Source organism: Enterobacter sp. 6722112, from assembly GCF_058661685.1.
On record NZ_JBZWGR010000007.1, the window covers coordinates 2,861,016 to 2,883,229 of the forward strand.

Annotated in this window: 20 protein-coding genes; 4 read left to right on the forward strand and 16 right to left on the reverse strand. The window is 59.1% G+C overall.

Annotation, left to right across the window (positions count from 1 at the left end; translation table 11 throughout):
• The first annotated feature begins 9 nt into the window (after window positions 1–9).
• On the forward strand, window positions 10–441 hold the full coding sequence (locus tag AC4OVU_RS15085) for a tripartite tricarboxylate transporter TctB family protein (protein ID WP_110292762.1): 432 nt from the start codon (window positions 10–12) through the stop codon (window positions 439–441).
• Between the two features lie 11 nt (window positions 442–452).
• Window positions 453–1,967, forward strand: a complete 1,515-nt coding sequence (locus tag AC4OVU_RS15090; protein WP_015572280.1) for a tripartite tricarboxylate transporter permease — start codon at window positions 453–455, stop codon at window positions 1,965–1,967.
• On the opposite strand, the gene menE is transcribed toward AC4OVU_RS15090, so the two are convergent.
• The 8 genes from menE to AC4OVU_RS15130 form a co-directional block, all read right to left on the reverse strand.
• On the reverse strand, window positions 1,968–3,329 hold the full coding sequence (menE, locus tag AC4OVU_RS15095; RefSeq protein ID WP_491928739.1) for an o-succinylbenzoate--CoA ligase: 1,362 nt from the start codon (window positions 3,327–3,329) through the stop codon (window positions 1,968–1,970).
• Window positions 3,326–4,291, reverse strand: coding sequence for an o-succinylbenzoate synthase (gene menC, locus AC4OVU_RS15100; protein WP_045327775.1), 966 nt, complete (start codon window positions 4,289–4,291; stop codon window positions 3,326–3,328). Before menC ends, menE begins: the two co-directional genes overlap by 4 nt.
• Entirely contained in the window at window positions 4,291–5,148 is an 858-nt protein-coding gene (gene menB, locus AC4OVU_RS15105) for a 1,4-dihydroxy-2-naphthoyl-CoA synthase (protein WP_003859452.1), read from the reverse strand. The genes menC and menB overlap by 1 nt, the downstream gene beginning before the upstream one ends.
• Window positions 5,145–5,921 (reverse strand): 2-succinyl-6-hydroxy-2,4-cyclohexadiene-1-carboxylate synthase, encoded by a 777-nt coding sequence (gene menH / locus AC4OVU_RS15110; RefSeq protein WP_048247063.1) that lies wholly within the window; start codon window positions 5,919–5,921, stop codon window positions 5,145–5,147. Before menH ends, menB begins: the two co-directional genes overlap by 4 nt.
• Window positions 5,918–7,588 (reverse strand): 2-succinyl-5-enolpyruvyl-6-hydroxy-3-cyclohexene-1-carboxylic-acid synthase, encoded by a 1,671-nt coding sequence (gene menD / locus AC4OVU_RS15115; protein ID WP_045338079.1) that lies wholly within the window; start codon window positions 7,586–7,588, stop codon window positions 5,918–5,920. The genes menH and menD overlap by 4 nt, the downstream gene beginning before the upstream one ends.
• An 88-nt stretch (window positions 7,589–7,676) precedes the next feature.
• Window positions 7,677–8,972 (reverse strand): isochorismate synthase MenF, encoded by a 1,296-nt coding sequence (menF, locus tag AC4OVU_RS15120; RefSeq protein WP_017693007.1) that lies wholly within the window; start codon window positions 8,970–8,972, stop codon window positions 7,677–7,679.
• Window positions 8,973–9,058: 86 nt separating this feature from the next.
• Entirely contained in the window at window positions 9,059–9,364 is a 306-nt protein-coding gene (gene elaB / locus AC4OVU_RS15125) for a stress response protein ElaB (RefSeq protein WP_017693006.1), read from the reverse strand.
• A gap of 50 nt (window positions 9,365–9,414) precedes the next feature.
• Window positions 9,415–9,879 (reverse strand): GNAT family N-acetyltransferase, encoded by a 465-nt coding sequence (locus tag AC4OVU_RS15130; protein ID WP_023295084.1) that lies wholly within the window; start codon window positions 9,877–9,879, stop codon window positions 9,415–9,417.
• Window positions 9,880–9,950: 71 nt separating this feature from the next.
• Here AC4OVU_RS15130 and rbn point away from each other — a divergent pair, with 71 nt between their 5' ends.
• Both rbn and AC4OVU_RS15140 read left to right on the forward strand, forming a co-directional pair.
• Complete coding sequence (gene rbn, locus AC4OVU_RS15135; protein WP_015572275.1) at window positions 9,951–10,868, forward strand: ribonuclease BN; 918 nt, start codon at window positions 9,951–9,953, stop codon at window positions 10,866–10,868.
• Between the two features lie 64 nt (window positions 10,869–10,932).
• Window positions 10,933–11,937 carry a chemotaxis protein gene (locus tag AC4OVU_RS15140; RefSeq protein WP_023304150.1) on the forward strand — a complete coding sequence of 335 codons (1,005 nt, stop codon included), beginning with the start codon at window positions 10,933–10,935 and terminating at the stop codon, window positions 11,935–11,937.
• A 105-nt stretch (window positions 11,938–12,042) separates the two neighbouring features.
• Here AC4OVU_RS15140 and nuoN read toward each other — a convergent pair whose 3' ends face one another.
• The 8 genes from nuoN to nuoG all read right to left on the reverse strand — a co-directional run bounded on the left by nuoN (window position 12,043) and on the right by nuoG (window position 22,163).
• On the reverse strand, window positions 12,043–13,500 hold the full coding sequence (gene nuoN / locus AC4OVU_RS15145) for an NADH-quinone oxidoreductase subunit NuoN (protein WP_015572273.1): 1,458 nt from the start codon (window positions 13,498–13,500) through the stop codon (window positions 12,043–12,045).
• A 6-nt stretch (window positions 13,501–13,506) separates the two neighbouring features.
• The gene (nuoM, locus tag AC4OVU_RS15150) at window positions 13,507–15,036 is read right to left on the reverse strand and encodes an NADH-quinone oxidoreductase subunit M (RefSeq protein ID WP_003861498.1); all 1,530 of its coding nucleotides are present in this window, start codon (window positions 15,034–15,036) and stop codon (window positions 13,507–13,509) included.
• 170 nt (window positions 15,037–15,206) lie between these two features.
• The gene (gene nuoL, locus AC4OVU_RS15155; protein WP_003861497.1) at window positions 15,207–17,048 is read right to left on the reverse strand and encodes an NADH-quinone oxidoreductase subunit L; all 1,842 of its coding nucleotides are present in this window, start codon (window positions 17,046–17,048) and stop codon (window positions 15,207–15,209) included.
• Window positions 17,045–17,347, reverse strand: coding sequence for an NADH-quinone oxidoreductase subunit NuoK (gene nuoK, locus AC4OVU_RS15160; protein ID WP_003861496.1), 303 nt, complete (start codon window positions 17,345–17,347; stop codon window positions 17,045–17,047). Before nuoK ends, nuoL begins: the two co-directional genes overlap by 4 nt.
• The gene (gene nuoJ / locus AC4OVU_RS15165) at window positions 17,344–17,898 is read right to left on the reverse strand and encodes an NADH-quinone oxidoreductase subunit J (protein WP_003861493.1); all 555 of its coding nucleotides are present in this window, start codon (window positions 17,896–17,898) and stop codon (window positions 17,344–17,346) included. The genes nuoK and nuoJ overlap by 4 nt, the downstream gene beginning before the upstream one ends.
• 10 nt (window positions 17,899–17,908) lie before the next feature.
• A complete protein-coding gene (nuoI, locus tag AC4OVU_RS15170; protein ID WP_003861491.1) occupies window positions 17,909–18,451 on the reverse strand; it encodes an NADH-quinone oxidoreductase subunit NuoI in 543 nt (180 codons plus the stop codon).
• Window positions 18,452–18,465: 14 nt separating this feature from the next.
• On the reverse strand, window positions 18,466–19,443 hold the full coding sequence (gene nuoH, locus AC4OVU_RS15175) for an NADH-quinone oxidoreductase subunit NuoH (RefSeq protein ID WP_003861490.1): 978 nt from the start codon (window positions 19,441–19,443) through the stop codon (window positions 18,466–18,468).
• Complete coding sequence (gene nuoG / locus AC4OVU_RS15180) at window positions 19,440–22,163, reverse strand: NADH-quinone oxidoreductase subunit NuoG (RefSeq protein ID WP_015572271.1); 2,724 nt, start codon at window positions 22,161–22,163, stop codon at window positions 19,440–19,442. The genes nuoH and nuoG overlap by 4 nt, the downstream gene beginning before the upstream one ends.
• Window positions 22,164–22,214: the final 51 nt, after the last annotated feature.

Here is a 22,214-nt window from a genome sequence, read left to right on the forward strand (position 1 = left end):
GGAGGCGCTATGAGCGATCGCATTTTTGCCGGGATATGGCTGCTGCTCTGCATTGGCGGCATGTTCGTCGCCTGGCAGATCCACAGCGAATACAGCTATGAACCCGTGGGGCCACGCCCCTTCCCCGTCGGCATTGTCGGCCTGATGCTGCTCTGCTCGGTGGCGCTGCTGCTGCGCCATCCGGATACCGTGGAGTGGCCGCCACGCCTTACGCTGCAACGTCTGCTGGTAATGGTAATTGTCCTGCTGATGTATGCGTGGGGCTTTGAGTGGCTCGGCTTCCCGATTGCCACCGCCCTGCTGACGATGGTGATTGGCATACTGTTTAACGCCTCGCTGCCTGCGGCGGGGATCTCCGGGGTCGTACTGGGCATTTTACTCTGGTACGCCTTCGACCGCCTGCTGGACGTGACCCTGCCGCTCGGCGCATGGTTTAACTAACGGAGCACGCTATGGATACCTGGATCTATCTCTCTCAGGGGTTCGCGGTAGCGATGACCCCGGAAAACCTGGTGATCGCCCTGATCGGCTGTTTCGTCGGGACCATCGTCGGCCTGCTGCCGGGCCTTGGCCCTATCAACGGCGTGGCGATTTTACTGCCGCTGGCCTTTGCGCTACACCTGCCTGCGGAATCGGCGCTGATCCTGCTGGCGACGGTCTATATCGGCTGCGAATACGGGGGGCGTATTTCCTCGATTCTGCTTAACGTGCCCGGCGATGCCGCCGCCATTATGACCGCGCTGGATGGCTACCCGATGGCGCAGCAGGGGCGCGGCGGCGTGGCGCTCTCTATTTCTGCCGTCAGCTCGTTCTTTGGCTCCATGATCGCCATTGGCGGCATCATCCTCTTCGCCCCGGCGCTGGCCCAGTGGTCGCTGGCGTTTGGTCCGGCCGAGTATTTTGCCCTGATGGTGTTCGCCATCGCCTGTCTCGGCAGCATGATGGCGCAGAATCCGCTGAAGTCGTTTTTGTCTGCGTTGATTGGCCTCAGTCTGGCCACCGTCGGCGTGGATGCCAACACCGGGGTTTATCGTTTTACCTTCGACAGCGTTCATCTCTCCGACGGCGTGCAGTTTATCGTCGTGGTGATTGGTCTGTTCTCTGTCTCAGAAATCTTACTGATGCTGGAGCATACCAGCAGCGGGCAGACGCTGGTGCGTAAAACCGGACGTATGCTCTTTAATGCCAAAGAGGGGGCGCAGTGTATTGGCGCCACCCTGCGTTCGTCGGTGATCGGTTTCTTCGTCGGCATTCTGCCCGGCGCGGGGGCTACTATCGCCAGCGCTATCACCTACATGACCGAGAAAAAGCTGAGCGGTAACAGCGACAGCTTCGGCAAAGGCGATATCCGCGGCGTGGCGGCGCCGGAGGCGGCGAATAACGCCTCGGCCTGCGGCTCGTTTATCCCGATGCTGACCCTCGGCGTGCCGGGCTCCGGCACCACGGCGGTAATGATGGGCGCGCTGACGCTCTATAACATCACCCCGGGTCCGGCGATGTTTACCGAGCAGCCCGATATCGTCTGGGGTTTAATTGCCGCCCTGCTGATCGCCAACGTGATGTTGCTGGTAATGAACATCCCGCTGATCGGCCTGTTCACCCGCATGCTGACCATTCCCCTGTGGTTCCTGGTCCCGGCCATCGCCGCCGTCTCTGCGGTTGGGGTGTACGCGGTGCACAGCACCACCTTCGACCTGGTGTTGATGGTGCTGCTCGGCGTGCTGGGCTACATTCTGCGCAAGATGCACTTCCCAATGTCGCCGCTGATTTTAGGGTTTGTGCTGGGGGAAATGCTGGAGCAGAACCTGCGCCGCGCCCTCTCCATCAGCAATGGCAACATGGGGATCCTGTGGGAGAGCAGCGTGACGAAGATCCTGCTGGCAATGGCGATTATGGTGATTGTCGTGCCGCCGGTGCTGCGCTGGATCCGCCGACGCCAGCACAAACCGCAGCCGGATATCGGCTGATTAGCCCCTCAACAGGGCATTGACCCACTGCTTTAACGCCTGGCGGGAGATTTTAATCCCGCCATTTTTCAGTTCTGACGGCAGCGCCAGCCAGTGTACCGGCTGCTCAAAGCGCGCCAGCCTGCCCTGAACCCACTCCGGCAGCAGCGTGATATCCGTGCCCGGCTCGCATTCCACTACCGCCACCGGACGTTGCCCGTACTCGGCATCATCCAGCGGAACGACAAACGCCTGGCTTACCTGCGGATGCGTGGCGATAACGCGCTCCAGCGCTTCGGGCTGGATCCCTTCTCCACCGCTGAAAAAGAGATTGTCCATTCGGCCCAGAATGGTCAGGCGTCCGTCATGCCACTCGCCGCGATCGCGGGTGGCAAACCAGCCCTGCTCATTGACCAGCGGCAATAATGCGCCGTCTCGCCAGTAGCCCGCCGCCATGCTTTCCGCCCGGAGCCAGACTTCACCGTTCACCACCTGAACGTCTCTGCCCGGCAGCGCGCTGCCCACGTCCGGCGCGCCGTCGGCCTCTTTGGCGCAGACGGTGGAGGCGAACTCGGTCAGACCGTAGCCGCAGAACGTACGGATCCCCTGCTCACGCGCCTGTTCGGTCAGCGCAACGGTGATTTCCGCCCCGCCGAGCAGCACGGCTTTCAGCGCGACGGGATGGTGTGAATTAAGCAGCCGCCACAGCTGCGTTGGCACCAGCGAGGCGTGGGTACAGCCCTGTAGCGCCTGCTCCAGCGGCTGTTTTTCACGCACGGTGAGACGGCCTCCGCCCTGCAACCAGCGCCACAAAATCCCCTGACCGGAGACGTGAAACAGCGGCAGAGAGAGCAGCCAGTCGTCGCTACCGCCGTAAGGCATCAGCGCCAGCACGCCCTTTGCGCTGGCAAGGTGGGCGGCACAGGTGTGCACCGCCGCTTTCGGCAAGCCGGTGGAGCCAGAGGTGAGCGTCATTGAGGCCAGCCGTTCTGCCCGCCACGTCACGCCGCCCTGCCCCTCGCCATCTCTTATTGCCAGCCCGGGCAGACCGTCATACTCACCGTTAAGCACCAGCGCAAAACGCAGGGTCATCTGCGGCAGGAGGACGTCCAGCAGCGGACGGGGAAGCTGAGGGTTCACCGGCAAAATGCGGGCGCCGCACTGAAGCAGCGCCAGCCAGGCCAGCAGGGTCTGCGGGTGGTTGTGGGCGAGCAGCATGACGCCGTCACCGTCCGTAACGCCCTGAGACTGAAAACCGGCTGCGAGACGATCGATACGCTCGCCCAGCTGAGACCAGCTGAGCGTTATATCGTCTAAACGCAGCGCGGGTTTATTGGCACTCCGGGTGCGCCAGTGCCGCCACGGCCAGTCGGTAAAACTCATCGCAATGGCTCCAGCGCCCCGACGTCGAGGCACGGCAAGGTGCTGCCAGGCCACTGACGAATCAGCTGGGCCTGCATCAGGTTTAGCGTATCGAGACCGGGAACGGTGTCCGGCGTTAACCATGCAGCGATGCGCGCCAGCTGCGTCAGGCCGAGGCTGGATTCGATGGATGAACTGATCACCGCCGTCAGCCCTGCGGCATGGGCCGCCGCAACCTGCTCGCGCACCTTGTCGAGGCTGCCGGTCAGCGTTGGCTTAATCACCACGGCCCTGACGCCCGGCTCGGCGGCAAACGCGAAATCGGCTTCGCGCAGGCTCTCATCCCAGGCAATGGCAATGCCGGTTTCCCGGGCAAAGGCGCGCGAGTCGTCGCGCGTTTTGCACGGCTCTTCGAGAAACGCGATGCGGCTGCGGTACGCCGGGTTGACGTACTTCGCAAACTGTTGCGCCCTGAGCGGCGTCCAGGCGCGGTTGGCGTCCAGGCGCAGGTGCAGATCGGGAATGGCTTCCAGTAACAGGTTAACCACCATTCCGTCGCGCACTGCTTCGTACAGGCCAACCTTTATTTTCGCCACCTTCTCGCCAGGCATCGCGGAAAGGAGCGCGAAAAGTTCATCCGGATCGCCGGTACAGAGCGGCGCGGCGCGATAGTTCGCCGCGTCCGGCAAACTGCCGTCCAGCTCTGCCAGCGCACAGCTGATGCCGAATGCGGCGGAAGGCATGTCCGGCAGCGCCGGAGCTGCCCCCTCACGCCATTCGTACGTCCAGGCCATCAGCGCAGCCTGCGCCTCGTCCAGCGTTTCCAGGCTAAAGCCCGGAAGCGGGGCGATTTCGCCCCACCCTTCCCGCTCCCCCTGCCGAAGATGCACGAAAAAGCCGTCACGGGTTTTTAACCGCCGTTCACGCAGCACCACGCCCGCGTCCATCGGTATCTGCCAGCGGTAAACCTGCGCGCAACGCATTACGGGTTCCGTTTGTATTTGCTGAAGTCCGGCTGGCGTTTTTCGTTGAACGCGTTGCGCCCTTCCTGACCCTCTTCGGTCATATAGAACAGCATGGTGGCGTTACCTGCCAGCTCCTGAAGGCCCGCCTGACCGTCACAGTCGGCGTTGAGGGCCGCTTTCAGGCAGCGCAGCGCCATTGGGCTGTTTTGCAGCATTTCGCGACACCAGCGCACGGTCTCTTTTTCCAGATCGGCGATCGGCACCACGGTGTTAACCAGCCCCATATCCAGCGCTTCCTGGGCGTTGTACTGACGGCACAGGAACCAGATTTCGCGGGCTTTTTTCTGACCGACAATGCGCGCCATATAGGACGCGCCCCAGCCGCCGTCGAAAGAGCCGACTTTCGGGCCAGTCTGACCGAAAATGGCATTTTCCGCCGCGATCGTCAGGTCACACATCATGTGCAGCACGTGACCGCCGCCGATGGAATACCCTGCCACCATCGCGACCACCGGTTTTGGACAGGTGCGGATCTGGCGCTGGAAATCCAGCACGTTCAGGTGGTGCGTGCCCGCATCATCCTGGTATCCGCCGTAGTCACCGCGGACTTTCTGATCGCCGCCGGAGCAGAAGGCTTTCTCCCCTTCCCCGGTGAGGATGATGACGCCGATAGTGTCATCGTAGCGGGCATCCGCCAGCGCCTGGATCATCTCTTTTACGGTCAGTGGACGAAACGCGTTGCGCACCTGTGGACGGTTGATGGTGATTTTGGCGATACCATCGGCGGATTTGTGGTAACGGATGTCGGTGTAGCCTTCGGAGCAGTCCTGCCATTCAACCGGCGCGTAAAGCATGTGTTCATCAGGATAGATCATAGCGTGTCCTTTGTTCGATAACGCAGTATCTGAGCCAGACTCGCGGCAACCGCGTCCGGGTTGTCCCGGTGGGCGTTGTGTCCGGCGTGAGGGATAGCATGACGCGTGGCGTTAAGTTCAGCGGCGATAGCTGCAAACTTCCCGTCACGTTCGCCATAGAGATAGTCAAAAGAAAAATCACGCGCGATGAGCGCGGGACGTAAATCAGGCTGAACGGCAAGCGAGGTGGCCTCCAGCATCTCTGCCAGCCTCGGGCCGTTGTTCCGGCTGCGCAGCGCGATCAGCGCCCTGCGCTGATCATCCGTAAGTGAGGCAAAGACCGGCTGTTGATACCAGTCGGCAAAGACGGCCTCCAGCGGCTCACTGCGAAACCGTGACGCCCAGCGGCGGTCAGAGATCAGCCGGGCCTGGCGCGCATCGGCGTCTTGCAGGCCCGGGTGTCCACCTTCCACAATCACCCCGTCTAACCCCGCAGGATGCTGGCAGGCATGGAACATCGCAATGCGGCCGCCGAGGGAGTACCCCACGAGCCAGTATCTTAGTATGTTGTAACTAACAAGGGTATGCGAGAGCAATTCACTTACCTCTGCAAACCCCGTCACGCCCGTATCCGCTGAACCACCGTGCCCAGGCAGGTCAAGGTAGAGCCGGGGGTAGTCATGCAGCGACGCCCCGACAGCCTGCCACTCGCGACAGTCGCCGGAAAAACCGTGCAGGAAAACCAGCCAGGGGTAGCCTGGTTTTCCTGGCTGGGAGAGGCCTGCGAGGATCACAGGTGACTCACCTGCGCAAGCAGATGTTGCAGCTTCTGCGCGCCGTCAGCATCGTTTACCACCAGCTCAATCAGCGTCGCGCCAGGCTGCCGCCAGGCGGTGTTCAGCGCCGTCTCCAGCGCGTCCCAGTTTTCCGGGCGATGGTACTTGAGGCTGAACATGGCGGCGGCGTGTTCGAACTGCACGTTTTGCGGCATCAGATAGAAGCGCTCACGCTCGCTTTGCGGCGTCGGCAGCAACGAGAAAATCTGCCCGCCGTTATTGTTCACAACAATCAGCACGAACGGGGCCGACGCCTGACGCAGGAGCGCCAGCGCGTTGAGATCGTAGAGGGCTGAGAGATCCCCCACAATCGCCAGCGTGGATTTCGCGCTGGCCCGCTGTACGCCAGCGGCGGTGGAGATCAGGCCGTCAATGCCGCTCGCGCCCCGGTTGCTGTACACCGGATAACCCGCCGGCAGCTGCGAAAAGGCGTCAATCAGGCGCACCACCAGGCTGTTACCGACAAAAAGTTGTCCCTGCTCGGGAAGATATTTGCGGATACGGTGCGCCAGCCCGGCTTCACTGAACGCCTCGCACTGCGCTTTGGTGAGTTCCCACGCCTGACGTGACAGCGCCGGGATCTCCACCGCCCAGGGTTTGCGTTTTTCCGCCGGATGCAATTCCAGCCAGCTGTCAATGTTGCTCACCAGGCGGCGGCCGCGATGGTGCGCCGGGTCAAGGCGTCCTTCGAGCGGATCCACCAGCCAGTACTCTTCTGGGGTACAGGTGGCCTGCCACTGGAGCAGACGCTTCCCCGTCAGGCTCGATCCCAGCTGGACGACAATCTGCGCCTGCGCCAGTTCGGTAACCGCTTTCGCGTTACCCAGCCAGAGGTCGGCGCAGGGCAGCGGCTGGCCCGTCTGGGAAAGCACGTCACCAATCAGCGGCCAGCCAAGCGTTTGTGCCCACTCCGCCGCCAGCTTGCCTTCCGCCGCACTCATCCGCCCGGCAATCACCACGCCGCGCTTCTGGCGCCAGAAGAACCAGTCGCGCTGTTTTGCGCTTTCCAGATGCGTCTGCTCGCGCAGCCAGGGTTTTTCACTCTCCCACCAGTCTCCCAGCTGCTGTTGCCAGACGAGGCCAGTATCGTTCATTTCACCGTACAGCGGCTCGGCAAACGGGCAGTTAATGTGCAGCCCGCCGCTGCGCAGTGCGTTCATGGCGTGGTCGAGGGTTGAGACCAGCCAGCTGGCGGGAATATCCTGGGTGGGGCGCGGCAACGAGACCGTCTGTGAAGGATGCGAGGCAAAAATGCCAGGCTGACGAATCGCCTGATTAGCACCGCAGTCAATAAGTTCCGGGGGACGGTCGGCAGTGAGTAAAATCAGCTTTTCGCCGGTTAATCCCGCTTCTATCAGCGCCGGATAGAGGTTCGCCACCGCCGTGCCGGAGGTGACTATCACCGCCACGGGCGCTTTGCTGACTTTCGCCAGCCCGAGCGCCAGATGGCCCAGACCCCGCTCATCAAAATGGGTGTGGTGAATAAAAGCCCGGTTTTCCGCGGCAGCAAGGGTGAGCGGCGTGGAGCGAGAGCCCGGGGCAATACACACATGCCTGACACCATGACGGGTCAGGGCTTCAAGGATCACCGCCGCCCAGCGTCGGTTAAAAGAACTTACTGACATGAGATTGTCCAGTATCAAGAATGCGGCACAGTATAAATAATAGAAAAAGTCAGAATTTTGATATGAATCGGGATTGCACGAATCAGTATTAATCCCTTAGGAGAAGGGAACGCAGCCCGGCGGCCTTGTTTTCGATCTCCTGCCACTCCTGCTCCGGATCGGAGCCGCTGACGATGCCCGCCCCCGCATAAAGACGCAGCGCAGCGTCGTGAACGCGGGCGGAGCGTAATGCCACACAGAATTCGCTTTGATCGCGCGATAAATAGCCCGCCGACCCGGCGTACCACTCCCGGTCAAACGGCTCCACTTTCGCAATAAATTCTCGCGCCGCCTGTCGCGGCAGCCCGGCCACCGCCGCCGTCGGTTGCAGAATATGCAGGCACTGCTCGTCGTCAGGCTGTTTAAGTTCGGTCCAGATACAGCGACGTAAATGCTGCACCTTGCGCAGACGCAGCACCTGCGCAGGCAGGATCTCCAGCGTCCGGGTATGGTGCTGAAGACGCTGGCAGATATCTTCCACCACCAGCATATTTTCCCGCTGATTTTTGTCGTCGTTCATCAGCCAGTCGCCCAGACGCTGAGCCTGCTTATCGTCAGAATGGCTGGCGACGGTGCCTGCCAGCGCTTCAGTGCGCAGCAGCGTGCCGCGTCGCCGCCACAGGCGTTCAGGCGTCGAGCCGAGGAACGCGTTGCTGGCGTCAAAGACCATACAAAAATGATAGCAGTTGAGGTTTAGCGCGCGGCTGGCAGCCATCAGCGCGATGGCGTTCACGGGCTGCTGGCAATGCACGTCTGTAGCACGTGCGAGGACCACTTTCTCAAAATCGCCGCGAGCAAGGGTATCCGTCGCCTGACGAATCAACGCCAGCCATTCCGGTTTTTCCGGATGATGGGTTTCCTGCACAATCTGCACGGACAACGGGCGGATCGGCGCGGCGTCGCGCAGGTTATCGACAAAATTCAGCGCCTCACGGGCATCTTCCCGCAACGACGTTTCGCTCCACAGTTGCAGACGCAGCGTGGCGACCCCGCCAGACCGTCGCCAGAGAAGGCGCGGTAAAAACAGCTTGCCCTGCGCCGGGTTGAAGGCGTTCAGGCCGCAGATACGGGTGTCATTGGCTACGTCGTGGGTGTGCAAAAACCGCGAGGCCGAGGCCAGAGAATCAAAATGGGCGAGGCTTCCGAGCGCGGCAAGTTCTTCATCACCACTGCGCTGTTGCCAGTAAAACTGAGGATAGCATCGCTGCACACCGAGCCAGGCCAGCGGATCGAAGGCGTCGTTTAACGGGAAAGAGACATCGAAATGGCGTAAACCGGGTGTAGCTGGCAATGCTTGCGCAAGCTGAGTACGCAGGCTTTGCAGCGCGAGGAAAATCGAGTGCACGCGAACCTCTCCCTGTTAAAGCCTTATATTATACGGGGTACTGACGATAAATAGCAGTACCCACGTGTAGGGAGTGGTTTACCGGCTTAACGACGGGCTAACAGCAGACCCAGCACCAGCCCTACGGCCGCACCGACCCCAATGCCCTGCCACGGTTTTTCATGCACATAATCGTCAGCACGATAAACCGCCTGCTTGGCGCGGTAGTAGTAATTGTCGGATGCGTTACTGACGCGGTTTTTCACGTCATGCAGCGCCTGCTCGGCGCGGGCTTTGAGCTCAATGTACTTCTGATCGGCAGGATCGCCTGAAGAGCGCAGCACTTCTTCCAGCGTTTCGCTTAGCAGTGTCAGGTCGTCGTCGACTCGGGTATCCCAGGATTGAAATGACATATTTTTCTCCATGTTAGTACACCAGTCCGGTAACTATAGACAACGTATTGCTATTGCGCCTGTTTCGCTTCGCGTGCCATGCCGATGTGTGGGATGCCGTCTTCGTCGTAAATGTCCGTGACCGGGGTAAAACCAAAATGGCCATAGAATGATTGCAAATGCGCCTGCGCGCCCAGGTATAACGCCTTGTCCGGCCACTGTTTCTGGCATGCGTCCAGCGTTTTTTCCATCAGCTGATAGCCCAGCTTTTCACCGCGCGCGCGGCCGCTGATAATGACGCGGCCAATGACGACAGGGTCAAAATCCTCTTCGCTTTTCAGAATCCTCGCATACGCCACCAGCTCGTTATCGCGCCAGCCGAGGATGTGCCGGTTCTCGCCGATCAGGTCATCGCCGTCGATATCCTGATACGGGCAGGTTTGTTCAACCACAAAGACTTCGCAGCGCAGCTTGAGCAGGGCGTAGAGTGAATGCACGGTCAGTTCGCTGTGGTGTAGATCTTGCCACTGGATCATGTGTTTCTCCTTCCTGGTGTTCATCACGTTATACTAAACCCCTTCCCATTCGGCAAAGGGCTGATTGCGTTATGGAACTGATTTTTCTGGGTACGTCCGCCGGGGTGCCAACCCGCTCACGAAACGTGACGGCGATTCTGCTGGATCTTAAGCATCCTACCCGCGGTGGGCTGTGGCTGTTTGACTGCGGCGAGGGTACGCAACATCAGCTGCTGCATACCTCATACCACCCGGGGAAAGTGGATAAAATATTTATCACCCATCTGCACGGCGACCATCTGTTTGGCCTGCCGGGCCTGCTGTGCAGCCGTTCGATGGCCGGTAACGCTAACCCGCTGACCATTTATGGCCCCGCGGGTATTCAGGAATTCGTTGAAACCACGCTGCGCCTGAGCGGCTCGTGGACCGATTATCCGCTGGAGGTGTTAGAGATCGGCGAGGGTCTGGTGTTCGATGACGGAGATTACCTGGTGCGCGCTTACCCGCTTAACCATCCGGTGGAATGCTACGGCTATCGCGTTGAGGAGCATGACAAGCCCGGGGCGCTGAACGCCGCCGCGTTGCAGGCCGATGGAGTGAAACCTGGCCCGCTGTTCCAGCGTCTGAAGCACGGCGAGACCGTCACGCTGGAAGACGGGCGCGTCATCAACGGTCAGGATTACCTCGCCCCACCGCAGCCGGGCAAAAAACTGGCTATTTTTGGGGATACCGCCCCCTGCCCTTCGGCGCTCAGGCTTGCCAGAGGTGTAGATGTGATGGTGCATGAGGCGACGCTGGAAGCGGCGATGGAAGAAAAAGCCAACAGTCGAGGGCACAGCTCTACGCGTCAGGCGGCGCAGCTGGCACGTGAGGCTGGCGTCCGGAAACTGATTGTTACTCACGTCAGCTCACGCTATGACGTCCGCGGCGCTGAAAGCCTGCTGGCAGAGTGCCGGGAAGTATTTCCGGCATGCGAGCTGGCGGAAGATTTTGCTCAGGTCAGCGTTTAGTCCTTCATTTTTCCCTCAACGTGCCGATAACGATTAAAAGGCCAGCATTTCTCTTGAGGGTAGAATGGATAATTTCCAGAAAGATATTGATGACAGGGCAAACCTGACCCTGTCCAACCGTTTTGAACTGTTGCTGTTCCGTCTTGGCACCTCTCTGAACGAAAATAAATCCGAGCTGTTCGGCATCAACGTATTCAAATTGCGCGAAATTGTGCCGATGCCGACCTTCACCAAACCGGCGGGAATGAAGTCTCCGCTGATGGGGATGGTGAACATTCGTGACCAGGTGATCCCGGTGATCGATCTGGCCGCCGTCGCCGGCTGCAAACCAGCCACCGGGCTGAACATCCTGCTGATCACCGAATATGCCCGCAGCGTGCAGGCGTTTGCCGTAGAATCGGTGGAAAACATCATGCGTCTGGACTGGAAGCAGGTGCACGCCGCGGAAACCGCCGTCAGCGGTCGCTACATCACCAGCATTGCCTGTCTGGACGAGAAGACCGATACCAACGATCTGGCGATGGTGCTGGACGTGGAGCAGATCCTGTACGACATCACCCCGGCGAACCACGATCTGCACGCCACCCATCTGGAAACCACCAAATTCAACATCAAGCCTGGCTCTGTCGCGATTGTTGCAGAAGATTCAAAAGTAGCGCGCTCAATGCTGGAGAAGGGATTGCAGGCGATGGAGATCCCGGCCCAGCTGCATATCACCGGCAAAGACGCGTGGGAGAAAATCACTCAGCTGGCCGCGCAGGCACAGGCCGAGGGCGTTCCCGTTACCGATAAGATTGCCCTGGTATTAACCGACCTCGAAATGCCGGAGATGGACGGATTTACGCTGACGCGAAAAATCAAATCCGACCCGGTACTGAAAGATATTCCGGTGGTGATCCACTCGTCTCTTTCCGGCAACGCGAACGAAGATCATATTCGCAAAGTGAAGGCGGACGGCTATGTGGCGAAGTTTGAGCTGAACGAGCTGTCGTCGGTAATTGAAGAGGTGCTGGACCGCTCGATGAAGAAGATTGACGGGCCGTTGATTAGCCGCAAGCAGCTGGCTTAGTCGGGTGGCGCTACGCTTACCCGACCTACAGGACCCGTAGGCCCTGCAAGCGTAGCGCCGCTGGGCAATAAAAAAGGCAACTTTCGTTGCCTTTTTGCTTTCACCTTACATCAGCGGCATCGCGCGCTGCACGATATCAATCAGCGGCTGCGGATAGATACCGAAGATCAGCACCAGCAGCGCGGAGATGAGCACCACAATGCCCCCCGCGCTGTACTGCCAGTTAGACGGCGCATCGCGGTTGAGCTGCTGAGGCGCGCTCAGGTACAGGCTCACGGCAACGCGCAGGTAGTAGTAGAGACCAATCGCGGAGCCGATAACGACACCCGCCGTCAGCCACCACAGACCCGCCTGCACACCGACGGCCAGCACGTAGAACTTACCGATAAAGCCCAGCGTCATCGGGATACCCGCCAGAGAGAGCATCATCACGGTCATTACCGCAGACAGAATCGGACGGTGCCAGAACAGACCACGGTAGGAGAACAGGGAATCCGCATCCGGGCCACGGTACGGGCTGGACATCAGGCTCACCACGCCGAACGCGCCGAGGCTGCTAAACAGGTAACCGGCCAGATAGACGCCCACAGTTTCCATCGACATCTCACCGCTTTGCAGCGCAATCAGCGCCACCAGCAGGTAACCCAGATGGGAGATAGAGGAGTAGCCCAGCAGACGCTTGATGTTGGTCTGGCTCAGCGCCATCAGGTTACCGAAGATGATGGACACGAACGCGATAATGCCCAGCACCACGCGGACCGCTTCGCTGTCGCCCACCGGGGCGTACAGGAACAGACGCATGACCACACCGAAGATAGCGATTTTGCTCGCCGTCGCCAGGAAGGTCGAGACCGGTGCAGGGGCACCCTGGTATACGTCTGGCGTCCACAGGTGGAACGGAACCAGTGAGAGTTTAAAGCCAAGGCCAACAATCATCATGCCCAGACCCGCCAGCAGCAGCGGCTCATGCATCATGCCGTCGCCAAGGCTCTTACCGAGCGCCATGAAGGAGAGATTGCCCGTCTGAGCGTACAGCAGCGCGATACCAAACAGCAGGAACGACGACGCGGCAGCAGACAGGATCGTGTACTTGATTGCCGCTTCCAGAGAGCGCTTCTGGCGGAAAGCGTAACCAATCAGGCCGAACAGCGGGAGTGAGATCAGCTCAATACCGAGGAACAGCGCGGCCAGGTGGTTCGCGTTCGCCAGCAGAATGCCGCCCAGTGCGGCAATCAGTACCAGCAGGTAAAACTCTTCTTTGTTGTCGTTGTACCCTTCAAGCCACGGGTACGCAAAGGTACAGGTTGCCAGGCTCGCCAGCAGCACCAGACCGGTGTAGAGCATGGCGTAACCGTCAACGCGCATCAGCGGCGTGACGTCCATCGCTCCCGCCTGGCCAACAAACCAGAGGGAAACTAACGCAGCGTTCAGACCCAGAACGGACAGGGTCGCATTCAGGAAGTGATTGCGTCGCCACGCAATGGAGAGCATCACAACCACCACCGTCAATCCGACGATCAGCAGCGGTAGCAGCGCGATCAGTTGTTGTGGAGTTATTGTCATGGCGAATTACGGCCTTGTAGTAGAAGCAGAATTAACAAACCACTGCTGGATGTTACCCATCGCGGAGTGCGAGGTATCCAGAATCGGCTGCGGATAGAAGCCCAACAGCACCAGCAGTACGACCAGCAGCAGGATGATGAACAGCTCACGCAGCGACATCCCCGGCAGTTCTTGTGCAGCAATTTCACTCTTCGCTTTACCGAAGTAAGCGCGGTGCAGCATCGCCAGCGAGTACACGGAGGCAAATACCAGACCAAAGGTGGAGATGACGGTGATCGTCGGTACCACGTTGAAGCTGCCGAACAGGATCATAAACTCGCCGACGAAGTTACCGGTACCCGGCATACCCAGAGTCGCCACCGCGAAGAACATGGAGAGCGCCGGCAGCCATTTCATTTTGCCCCACAGGCCGCCCATCATACGCATGTCGCGGGTATGCAGACGTTCGTACAGCTGACCACACAGGATGAAGAGACCGGCAGCAGACAGGCCGTGCGCAATCATCTGGATCACCGCGCCCTGGTATGCCAGCTGGCTGCCGGTGTAGATGGCAATCAGCACGAAGCCCATGTGGGAAACGGAGGTGTAAGCAATCAGACGTTTGATGTCGTACTGCGTGAAGGCCATCCATGCACCGTAGAAGATACCGATCACGCCCAGCCACATGGCAATCGGCGCGAACTCTGCGGAGGCGTTCGGGAACAGCGGCAGGGAGAAACGCAGCAGACCGTAGGCCGCCGTTTTCAGCAAGATACCCGCCAGGTCAACGGAACCCGCCGTTGGCGCCTGAGAGTGCGCGTCCGGCAGCCAGCCGTGCAGCGGTACGACCGGCATTTTCACCGCGAAGGCGATGAAGAAGCCGAGCATCAGCAGGTATTCCACACCGTGAGACATCGGGGTCTTCAGCAGGTCTTCGTAGTTGAAGGTCCACACGCCGGTCGCATTGTAATGCACAAATACCAGCGCCAGGATGGCAATCAACATCACCAGACCACTCGCCTGGGTGTAGATGAAGAACTTGGTGGCCGCCGTGATACGCGTTTTACCGTCGGATGCCTTGTGGCCCCACAGCGCGATCAGGAAGTACATCGGCACCAGCATCATCTCCCAGAAGAAGAAGAACAGGAACATGTCGATGGCCAGGAACACGCCGATCACGCCGCCCAGGATCCACATCAGGTTCAGGTGGAAGAAGCCCTGGTATTTTTCGATTTCTCGCCAGGAGCAGAGTACCGCCAGAACGCCGAGCAGACCGGTCAGCACCACCATCAGCAGCGACAGACCGTCAATCGCGAGGTGGATCGTAATACCGAAACGTGGGATCCACGGCAGAATGAACTCAGACTGCCACTGCGGAAGGCCCGCGGACTGGGTCAGTGAGTAGCCACCCTGCAACCAGAGTTGCAGACCAAGCGCGAGCGTCAATCCCATGGTGATCAGCGCGATCCAGCGCGGCATCTTCACGCCAAAGCGTTCGGTCTGCCAGCACAGGAAGCCGCCGATGAAGGGAATTAATATTAGCCAGGGTAGTAACATGGCGATTTTTATTCCTTGTTAAAGTCCCTCAGGGACCGATTTTCAACGAATTCGACAAAATTCACGTTTGAGTGCGGGGCCTTTTGCCCGGTGGCGCTTCGCTTACCGGGCCTACGGTCCGTAGGTCGGGTAAGCGCTAGCGCCACCCGACAATCCCCGCTAACTCAAAATCAACGCAACACCATCAGCAGCGCCAGTACGACAACCGCACCGATGCTCATGGACGCCACATACCAGCGCAGATAACCGTTCTCGCTGAACAGCAGGCCTTTACCTGCAAAGCGAGAGAGGATCGCCGGGATATTCATCAGGCTGTTCAGTGGATCGCGCTTCAGCAGCCACGCAATGCCCAGGAACGGCTTCACGAAGATCATGTCGTACAGCCAGTCGAAGCCCCATGCGTTGTACCACCAGGTGCCCAGCAGACGGCCCGGCGCGCTGTTGGCAACGGCAGTCACCAGCGTGCGTTTGCCCAGCCACAGCCATGCGGCAATCAGGATGCCCGCGATAGCCACTACGCCGGAGGTGATTTCAAGCGTCAGAACGCGACCGTGCTCAAGCTCGGTTGTCGCCGGCAGTACGCCCTGCAACGGTGGCACAATCATCGCGCCAACGAAGGTGGACAGGACCAGCAGCACAATCAGCGGCAGGTGGTGGGTAATCCCCTTCCCTGCGTGAGCGTGAATTTGTTCTTTACCGTGGAAGACGATGAAAATCATACGGAAGGTGTACAGGGAGGTCATAAACGCACCGACCAGACCCGCAACCATCAGATTGATATGACCATTCGCCATGGCGCCCGCCAGGATTTCGTCCTTACTGAAGAAGCCCGCGGTGATCAGCGGCAGTGCCGCCAGCGCCGCGCCGCCTACCAGGAAGCAGACATAAACCAGCGGGATGGACTTACGCAGTCCGCCCATTTTGAAGATGTTCTGCTCGTGGTGGCAGGCCAGAATCACCGAACCGGATGAGAGGAACAGCAGCGCTTTAAAGAACGCGTGCGTCATCAGGTGGAAAATGGCCGCGTCCCACGCCTGAACGCCCAGCGCCAGGAACATGTAACCAATCTGGCTCATGGTGGAGTACGCGAGCACGCGTTTGATGTCGGTCTGCACCAGCGCGGCAAAGCCTGCCAGCACCAGCGTAACCGCACCGACAATACCCACCAGATGCAGAATTTCCGGGGTCATCAGGAACAGGCCATGGGTACGCGCAATCAGGTAGACACCGGCGGTGACCATGGTCGCGGCGTGAATCAACGCGGAGACAGGGGTTGGACCCGCCATCGCGTCGGCCAGCCATGTCTGCAACGGCAGCTGCGCGGATTTACCCACAGCGCCACCCAGCAGCATCAGCGTTGCCCACCACAGCATGTTGTTGCCTGCTTCGAAGTGCGCCGGCGCCAGTTCCACCATTTCGCGGAAGTTTAGCGTGCCCAGTTCGTTGTAAAGAATGAACAGCGCGAAAGCGAGGAACACGTCACCCACACGGGTCACGACGAACGCTTTCATGGCCGCTGCGCCATTCTTCGGATCGGTGTAGTAGAAACCGATCAGCAGGTAAGAACACAGACCCACGCCTTCCCAGCCCAGATACATCAGCAGCAGGTTATCGGCCAGCACCAGAACCACCATGCTGGCGATAAACAGGTTGGTGTAGGCGAAGAAGCGGGAGTATCCCTCTTCACCGCGCATGTACCAGGAGGCGAACATGTGGATCAGGAAGCCGACGCCGGTAACTACGGAGAGCATGGTCAGAGACAGACCATCCAGCACCAGGTTGAAACCGATGTTGAAGTTACCGACCGACATCCAGTTCCACAGCGGTACGCTGTAGGCCTGACGTCCATTGTTAAAGAAGTCGATACCCGCATACGCTGTGACCAGCGCAGCCAGGCCGATAGAGCCAATGCCCACGGTGGCAGACAGATTCTCAGACCAGCGGCCGCGAGAAAACGCCAGCAGCACGAAGCCAATCAGCGGAAAAATAATGGTTAAGGCAAGCATGTTCATCCACGCAACTCACTTACTGAATCGATGTTCAGGTTCTGGCGGCGACGATGGAGCTGTAGCAACAGCGCCAGGCCAATACTCGCTTCAGCAGCCGCGAGGCTGATGGCGAGAATGTACATCACCTGACCATCGGTCTGGCCCCAGTAGCTACCGGCGACCACAAAGGCCAGCGCGGAAGCGTTGATCATGATTTCCAGACCGATCAGCATAAACAGCAGATTGCGGCGGATAACCAGACCGGTTAAGCCCAGAACGAATAAAATCGCAGCGAGGATCAGTCCATGTGTTAAGGGGATCATGCGCGTTCCTCCGTTTTTCTTTTCGCGCGGTCGTCAGTGCGGTTGCTCAGCACCTCGCCGACACGCTCTTCGCGGCCAACGTGGAAGGCCACAACCAGACCCGCCAGCAGCAGCATTGAGGCCAGCTCAACCGCCAGAACGTACGGACCAAACAGGGTGATACCCACAGCTTTCGCGCTGATTGGCGTCCCGTCGATACCCTGGTCGTTGACGCCCAGAATGGCGTAAACAATCACCGCCAGCATGATGGCCGACAAAATTGCCGGACCAATCCACACCTGCGGTTTTAACCACTGACGTTCCTGCTCAATTTCAGAGCCGCCCAGGTTCAGCATCATCACCACGAACACAAACAGCACCATGATGGCCCCGGCGTAGACGATGATTTCCAGCGCACCAGCGAAGTGCGCGCCCAGCGCAAAGAACACCCCGGAAATAGCCAGCAGCGAAATGATTAAATACAGCAGCGCATGCACCGGATTGGTGTGCGTGATCACTCGCAGCGTAGCCAGGATGGCGATAAGGCCACAGATATAAAAAGCGAATTCCATTGCCCTCTCCTTACGGTAACAGGCTCTTGACGTCGATAGGCTTAGCTTCGTTCTCTGCTTCGCCTTTATCTTTGCCGTCGATTGCCATACCCGCCATCCGGTAGAAGTTATATTCCGGGTATTTGCCCGGACCGGAAATCAGCAGATCCTCTTTCTCGTACACCAGATCCTGACGCTTGTACTCACCCAGCTCGAAGTCTGGAGTCAGCTGAATCGCCGTTGTTGGGCACGCTTCTTCACACAGACCGCAGAAAATGCAGCGTGAGAAGTTGATGCGGAAGAACTCAGGGTACCAGCGGCCGTCTACCGTCTCTGCTTTTTGCAGAGAGATACAGCCCACCGGACACGCTACCGCACACAGGTTACAGGCAACGCAACGCTCGGAACCGTCCGGGTCGCGCGTCAGCACGATACGTCCACGGTAGCGCGGCGGCAGATATACCGGCTCTTCCGGGTACATCCGGGTTTCGCGTTTGGCAAACGCATGCAGGCCGATCATCCAGATACTGCGTACCTGGGTGCCGAAACCTACCAATAATTCTTTTAAGGTCATGATCTCAAAGCCCCTTATGGCTGCTGCCAGAGAATGACAGCCGCCGTTACCAACAAGTTGACGAGCGTCAGCGGCAGGCACACTTTCCAGCCGAAGGACATTACCTGGTCATAACGCGGACGCGGTAACGCTGCGCGAATCAAAATGAACATCATCATGAAGAACGCGGTTTTCAGCGCGAACCAGATGAACGGCGGTAAGAACGGGCCATGCCAGCCACCAAAGAACAGCGTTACCATCAACGCGGAAATGGTGACGATACCGATGTACTCGCCCACGAAGAACAGACCGAACTTCATACCGGAATATTCAATGTGGTAACCGTCGGCCAGTTCCTGTTCGGCTTCTGGCTGGTCAAACGGGTGACGGTGACACACCGCCACGCCCGCGATGGCAAAGGTAATAAACCCAAAGAACTGCGGGATAACGTTCCAGATGTCGGCCTGGTTGTTGACGATGTCGGTCATGTTAAATGAACCGGCCTGCGCCACCACGCCCATCAGGGAGAGACCCAGGAACACTTCGTAGCTCAGCGTCTGCGCGGAAGCACGCATCGCACCCAGCAGCGAGTATTTGTTGTTACTGGACCAGCCTGCGAACAGCACCGCGTAAACCGCGAGGCCTGCCATCATCAGGAAGAACAGAATGCCGATGTTCAGGTCAGCCACCACCCAGGTCGGGCTGACCGGAACGATAGCAAACGCCAGCAGCAGCGAGGTGAAGGCGATCATCGGCGCCAGCGTAAAGATCACGCGGTCCGAGAAGCGTGGAACCCAGTCCTCTTTAAAGAACATCTTGATCATGTCCGCGACCAGCTGGAGTGAACCACCCCAGCCCACGCGGTTCGGTCCGTAACGGTTCTGGAACAGACCGAGCAGACGACGTTCACCAAAGCTCATGAACGCGCCGCAGGTGACGACCACCAGCAGAATCACAACCGCTTTCAGAATGCTCAGCAGGATGTCGATAAGATCCGGCGTTAACCAACTCATGCTTTTGCCTCCTGAAGGTTATCAAGATGCGCACCCGCCAGGACTGGCGCGATGCCAGGCATACCCATCGGCAGACCCACCTGCCCTGCTGACAGGCGTTCAGAAATAATCAGCGGCAGGCTGATTGTCTGGCCGTCGTAGCTAAAGGCAATGTTCGCACCCGCGTTAACGCCAAGCTTCGCGGCATCCGCCGGGTTGAGCTTGATGTACGGCTGCGGCATACGCTGCTGGAATACCGGAGAACGCTGGGACATTTCGTCGCTACCGAACAGATGGTAGTACGGTGCAATACGCCAGTGACCTTCCTGCGCCTGGAAGCTCGCCGGAACGGTGGTGAAGAAGTCCAGACCGGTTTCGGAGGCTTCAATCAGACGCACGCCCGGATCGCCGTGGCGCAGGTGACCGCCCACTTCAGCCTGGAACTTGTTCCATGCCTGCGGGGAGTTCCAGCCCGGTGCCCATGCAAACGGGATTTGCGAACGCGGCGCAGACGGCTGGTTGTTCCCTTCCATCGAGAAGGCAAACATGGTGTCTTTATCCTGCGGCTGACGCGGTTCGTGCACGCTGATGTTGGCGCGCATCGCGGTACGACCGCTGTAGCGGTGCGGCTCACGCGCCAGTTTCTGGCCGCGAATGCGGAAGCTTGCGTCAGGCGCGGCGTCTTTAATGCCCGCCAGCTGAGGCAGTTTCTCAACAACCGCGTCAATAACGTGGTCGAGCTGCGTCCAGTCCACTTCACGGCTCTGCACGGTGCTGTGCAGAGAGTGCAGCCAGCGCCAGCTTTCCAGCATCACGGTGTTGCTGTCGTAGTAGGCCGGGTCATAAACCTGGAAGAAACGCTGGGCGCGGCCTTCGTTGTTGATCACCGTCCCGTCGCTTTCTGCGAAGCTTGCCGCAGAGAGCACCAGGTGCGCTTTGTCCATGATCGCGGTGCGCTGATGGTCGATAACCATCACCAGCGGCGCTCTGGAGAGCGCGGCGTCAACGCGAGCGGCAGAAGCATGGCGATGCAGGTCGTTTTCCAGCACCACAACGGCGTCAGCGGCACCGGATTCCAGTTCGCTTAACGCGTCTTCCAGCGAGCCGCCGCCAATCATACCCAGACCGATGCTGTTCACCGCACGGGCAATCATAGTCACACCGACGTCAGCGCCGCGGCCCTTCAGGGCTTTGGCAACGTTCGCTGCGGCCTGAATGATTTCAGCGCTACCGGCGTTGGTACCGGAAATAATCAGAGGTTTCTTCGCCCCCGCCAGCGCCTGAACAATCACGTCGACCTTGTTTTGCAGGTCACGATCCAGTTCAACGGCCGGCGAGCTGCTGTCCAGCGCGTGGGCAATGGCAAAGCCGAGGCGCGCCTGATCTTCAACCGGCGCGCAGTAGGTCCACGCGGCGATATCGTCCAGACGGGTGTTGTCGACGTTAGTCACAAACAGAGGATGCTTCGCGCGCTGGCCGATGTTAAGAATGGCCGCAATCTGCCAGTCAGCCACTTTCTGCGCCGCTGCCATTTCACGTGCTTTGCCTTTCACCGCCTGACGAACCGCCAGAGCCGCGCGTGCACCAGTCTGCGTCAGGTCTTCACCCAGCACCAGAACCGCATCATAAGATTCGATTTCGCGCAGCGCAGGCGTATGAATGCCGCCTTCACGCAGCACTTTCAGCACCAGCTGGAGACGTTCCTGCTCGCCCTGGGCGATACCGGTATAGAAGTTTTCCGCCCCAACCAGCTCGCGCAGCGCGAAGTTGCTTTCGATGCTGGCGCGCGGGGAACCGATGCCGATCACTTTCTTCGACTGACGCAGAATATCTGCCGCGCCCTGCATCGCCTGCTCAGCGTTCAGGGTAATGACGTCATCGCCACGGCGCTGAACCGGCTGACGCGGACGGTCTTTCAGGTTCACATAGCCATAGCCGAAACGACCGCGGTCGCAGAGGAAGTAGTGGTTAACTGTACCGTTGTAACGGTTTTCGATACGACGCAGTTCGCCGTAACGTTCACCCGGGCTGGTGTTACAGCCAAGGGAGCACTGCTGGCAGATGCTTGGCGCAAACTGCATGTCCCATTTACGGTTGTAACGTTCAGAGTGGGTTTTATCCGTGAATACGCCGGTCGGACAGATTTCTACCAGGTTACCGGAGAATTCGCTTTCCAGCGTACCGTCTTCCGGACGACCGAAGTAGACGTTGTCATGCGCGCCATATACGCCCAGATCCTGTCCGTCTGCATAATCTTTGTAGTAACGCACGCAGCGGTAGCAGGCGATGCAGCGGTTCATTTCGTGAGAGATGAACGGCCCCAGATCCTGGTTACGGTGGGTACGCTTGGTAAAGCGATAGCGACGGAAGCTGTGACCGGTCATGACGGTCATATCCTGAAGGTGGCAGTTACCGCCCTCCTCACACACCGGACAGTCGTGCGGGTGGTTGGTCATCAACCACTCCACCACGCTTTCGCGGAACTGTTTGGCTTCTTCGTCATCAATCGAAATAAAGGTGCCTTCGGCGGCTGGCGTCATACAGGACATCACCAGGCGACCACGCGTGTCTTCCGCGTTTTGATATTGCTTCACCGCACACTGGCGGCAAGCACCGACGCTGCCCAGCGCCGGATGCCAGCAAAAGTACGGAATATCGAGGCCAAGAGACAGACAAGCTTCCAGCAGGTTGTCCGCCCCGTTGACTTCGTATTCTTTGCCGTCTACATGAATCGTAGCCATTAGCATGCTTCCAGTTGGCTCGGCCGAAACCGAGCGTTAATCAAAATTCTG

What these genes read in the sequence shown, in the direction of transcription:
- elaB (WP_017693006.1), bottom strand. Translation starts at nt 9,364, where the DNA reads ATGTCATTTCAATCCTGGGATACCCGAGTCGACGACGACCTGACACTG.
- nuoM (WP_003861498.1), bottom strand. Translation starts at nt 15,036, where the DNA reads ATGTTACTACCCTGGCTAATATTAATTCCCTTCATCGGCGGCTTCCTG.
- nuoH (WP_003861490.1), bottom strand. Translation starts at nt 19,443, where the DNA reads ATGAGTTGGTTAACGCCGGATCTTATCGACATCCTGCTGAGCATTCTG.
- menB (WP_003859452.1), bottom strand. Translation starts at nt 5,148, where the DNA reads ATGATCTATCCTGATGAACACATGCTTTACGCGCCGGTTGAATGGCAG.
- AC4OVU_RS15090 (WP_015572280.1), top strand. Translation starts at nt 453, where the DNA reads ATGGATACCTGGATCTATCTCTCTCAGGGGTTCGCGGTAGCGATGACC.
- nuoG (WP_015572271.1), bottom strand. Translation starts at nt 22,163, where the DNA reads ATGGCTACGATTCATGTAGACGGCAAAGAATACGAAGTCAACGGGGCG.
- menE (WP_491928739.1), bottom strand. Translation starts at nt 3,329, where the DNA reads ATGAGTTTTACCGACTGGCCGTGGCGGCACTGGCGCACCCGGAGTGCC.
- AC4OVU_RS15130 (WP_023295084.1), bottom strand. Translation starts at nt 9,879, where the DNA reads ATGATCCAGTGGCAAGATCTACACCACAGCGAACTGACCGTGCATTCA.
- nuoL (WP_003861497.1), bottom strand. Translation starts at nt 17,048, where the DNA reads ATGAACATGCTTGCCTTAACCATTATTTTTCCGCTGATTGGCTTCGTG.
- AC4OVU_RS15140 (WP_023304150.1), top strand. Translation starts at nt 10,933, where the DNA reads ATGGATAATTTCCAGAAAGATATTGATGACAGGGCAAACCTGACCCTG.
- nuoI (WP_003861491.1), bottom strand. Translation starts at nt 18,451, where the DNA reads ATGACCTTAAAAGAATTATTGGTAGGTTTCGGCACCCAGGTACGCAGT.
- menC (WP_045327775.1), bottom strand. Translation starts at nt 4,291, where the DNA reads ATGCGTTGCGCGCAGGTTTACCGCTGGCAGATACCGATGGACGCGGGC.
- nuoN (WP_015572273.1), bottom strand. Translation starts at nt 13,500, where the DNA reads ATGACAATAACTCCACAACAACTGATCGCGCTGCTACCGCTGCTGATC.
- AC4OVU_RS15085 (WP_110292762.1), top strand. Translation starts at nt 10, where the DNA reads ATGAGCGATCGCATTTTTGCCGGGATATGGCTGCTGCTCTGCATTGGC.
- menD (WP_045338079.1), bottom strand. Translation starts at nt 7,588, where the DNA reads ATGTCAGTAAGTTCTTTTAACCGACGCTGGGCGGCGGTGATCCTTGAA.
- rbn (WP_015572275.1), top strand. Translation starts at nt 9,951, where the DNA reads ATGGAACTGATTTTTCTGGGTACGTCCGCCGGGGTGCCAACCCGCTCA.
- nuoK (WP_003861496.1), bottom strand. Translation starts at nt 17,347, where the DNA reads ATGATCCCCTTAACACATGGACTGATCCTCGCTGCGATTTTATTCGTT.
- nuoJ (WP_003861493.1), bottom strand. Translation starts at nt 17,898, where the DNA reads ATGGAATTCGCTTTTTATATCTGTGGCCTTATCGCCATCCTGGCTACG.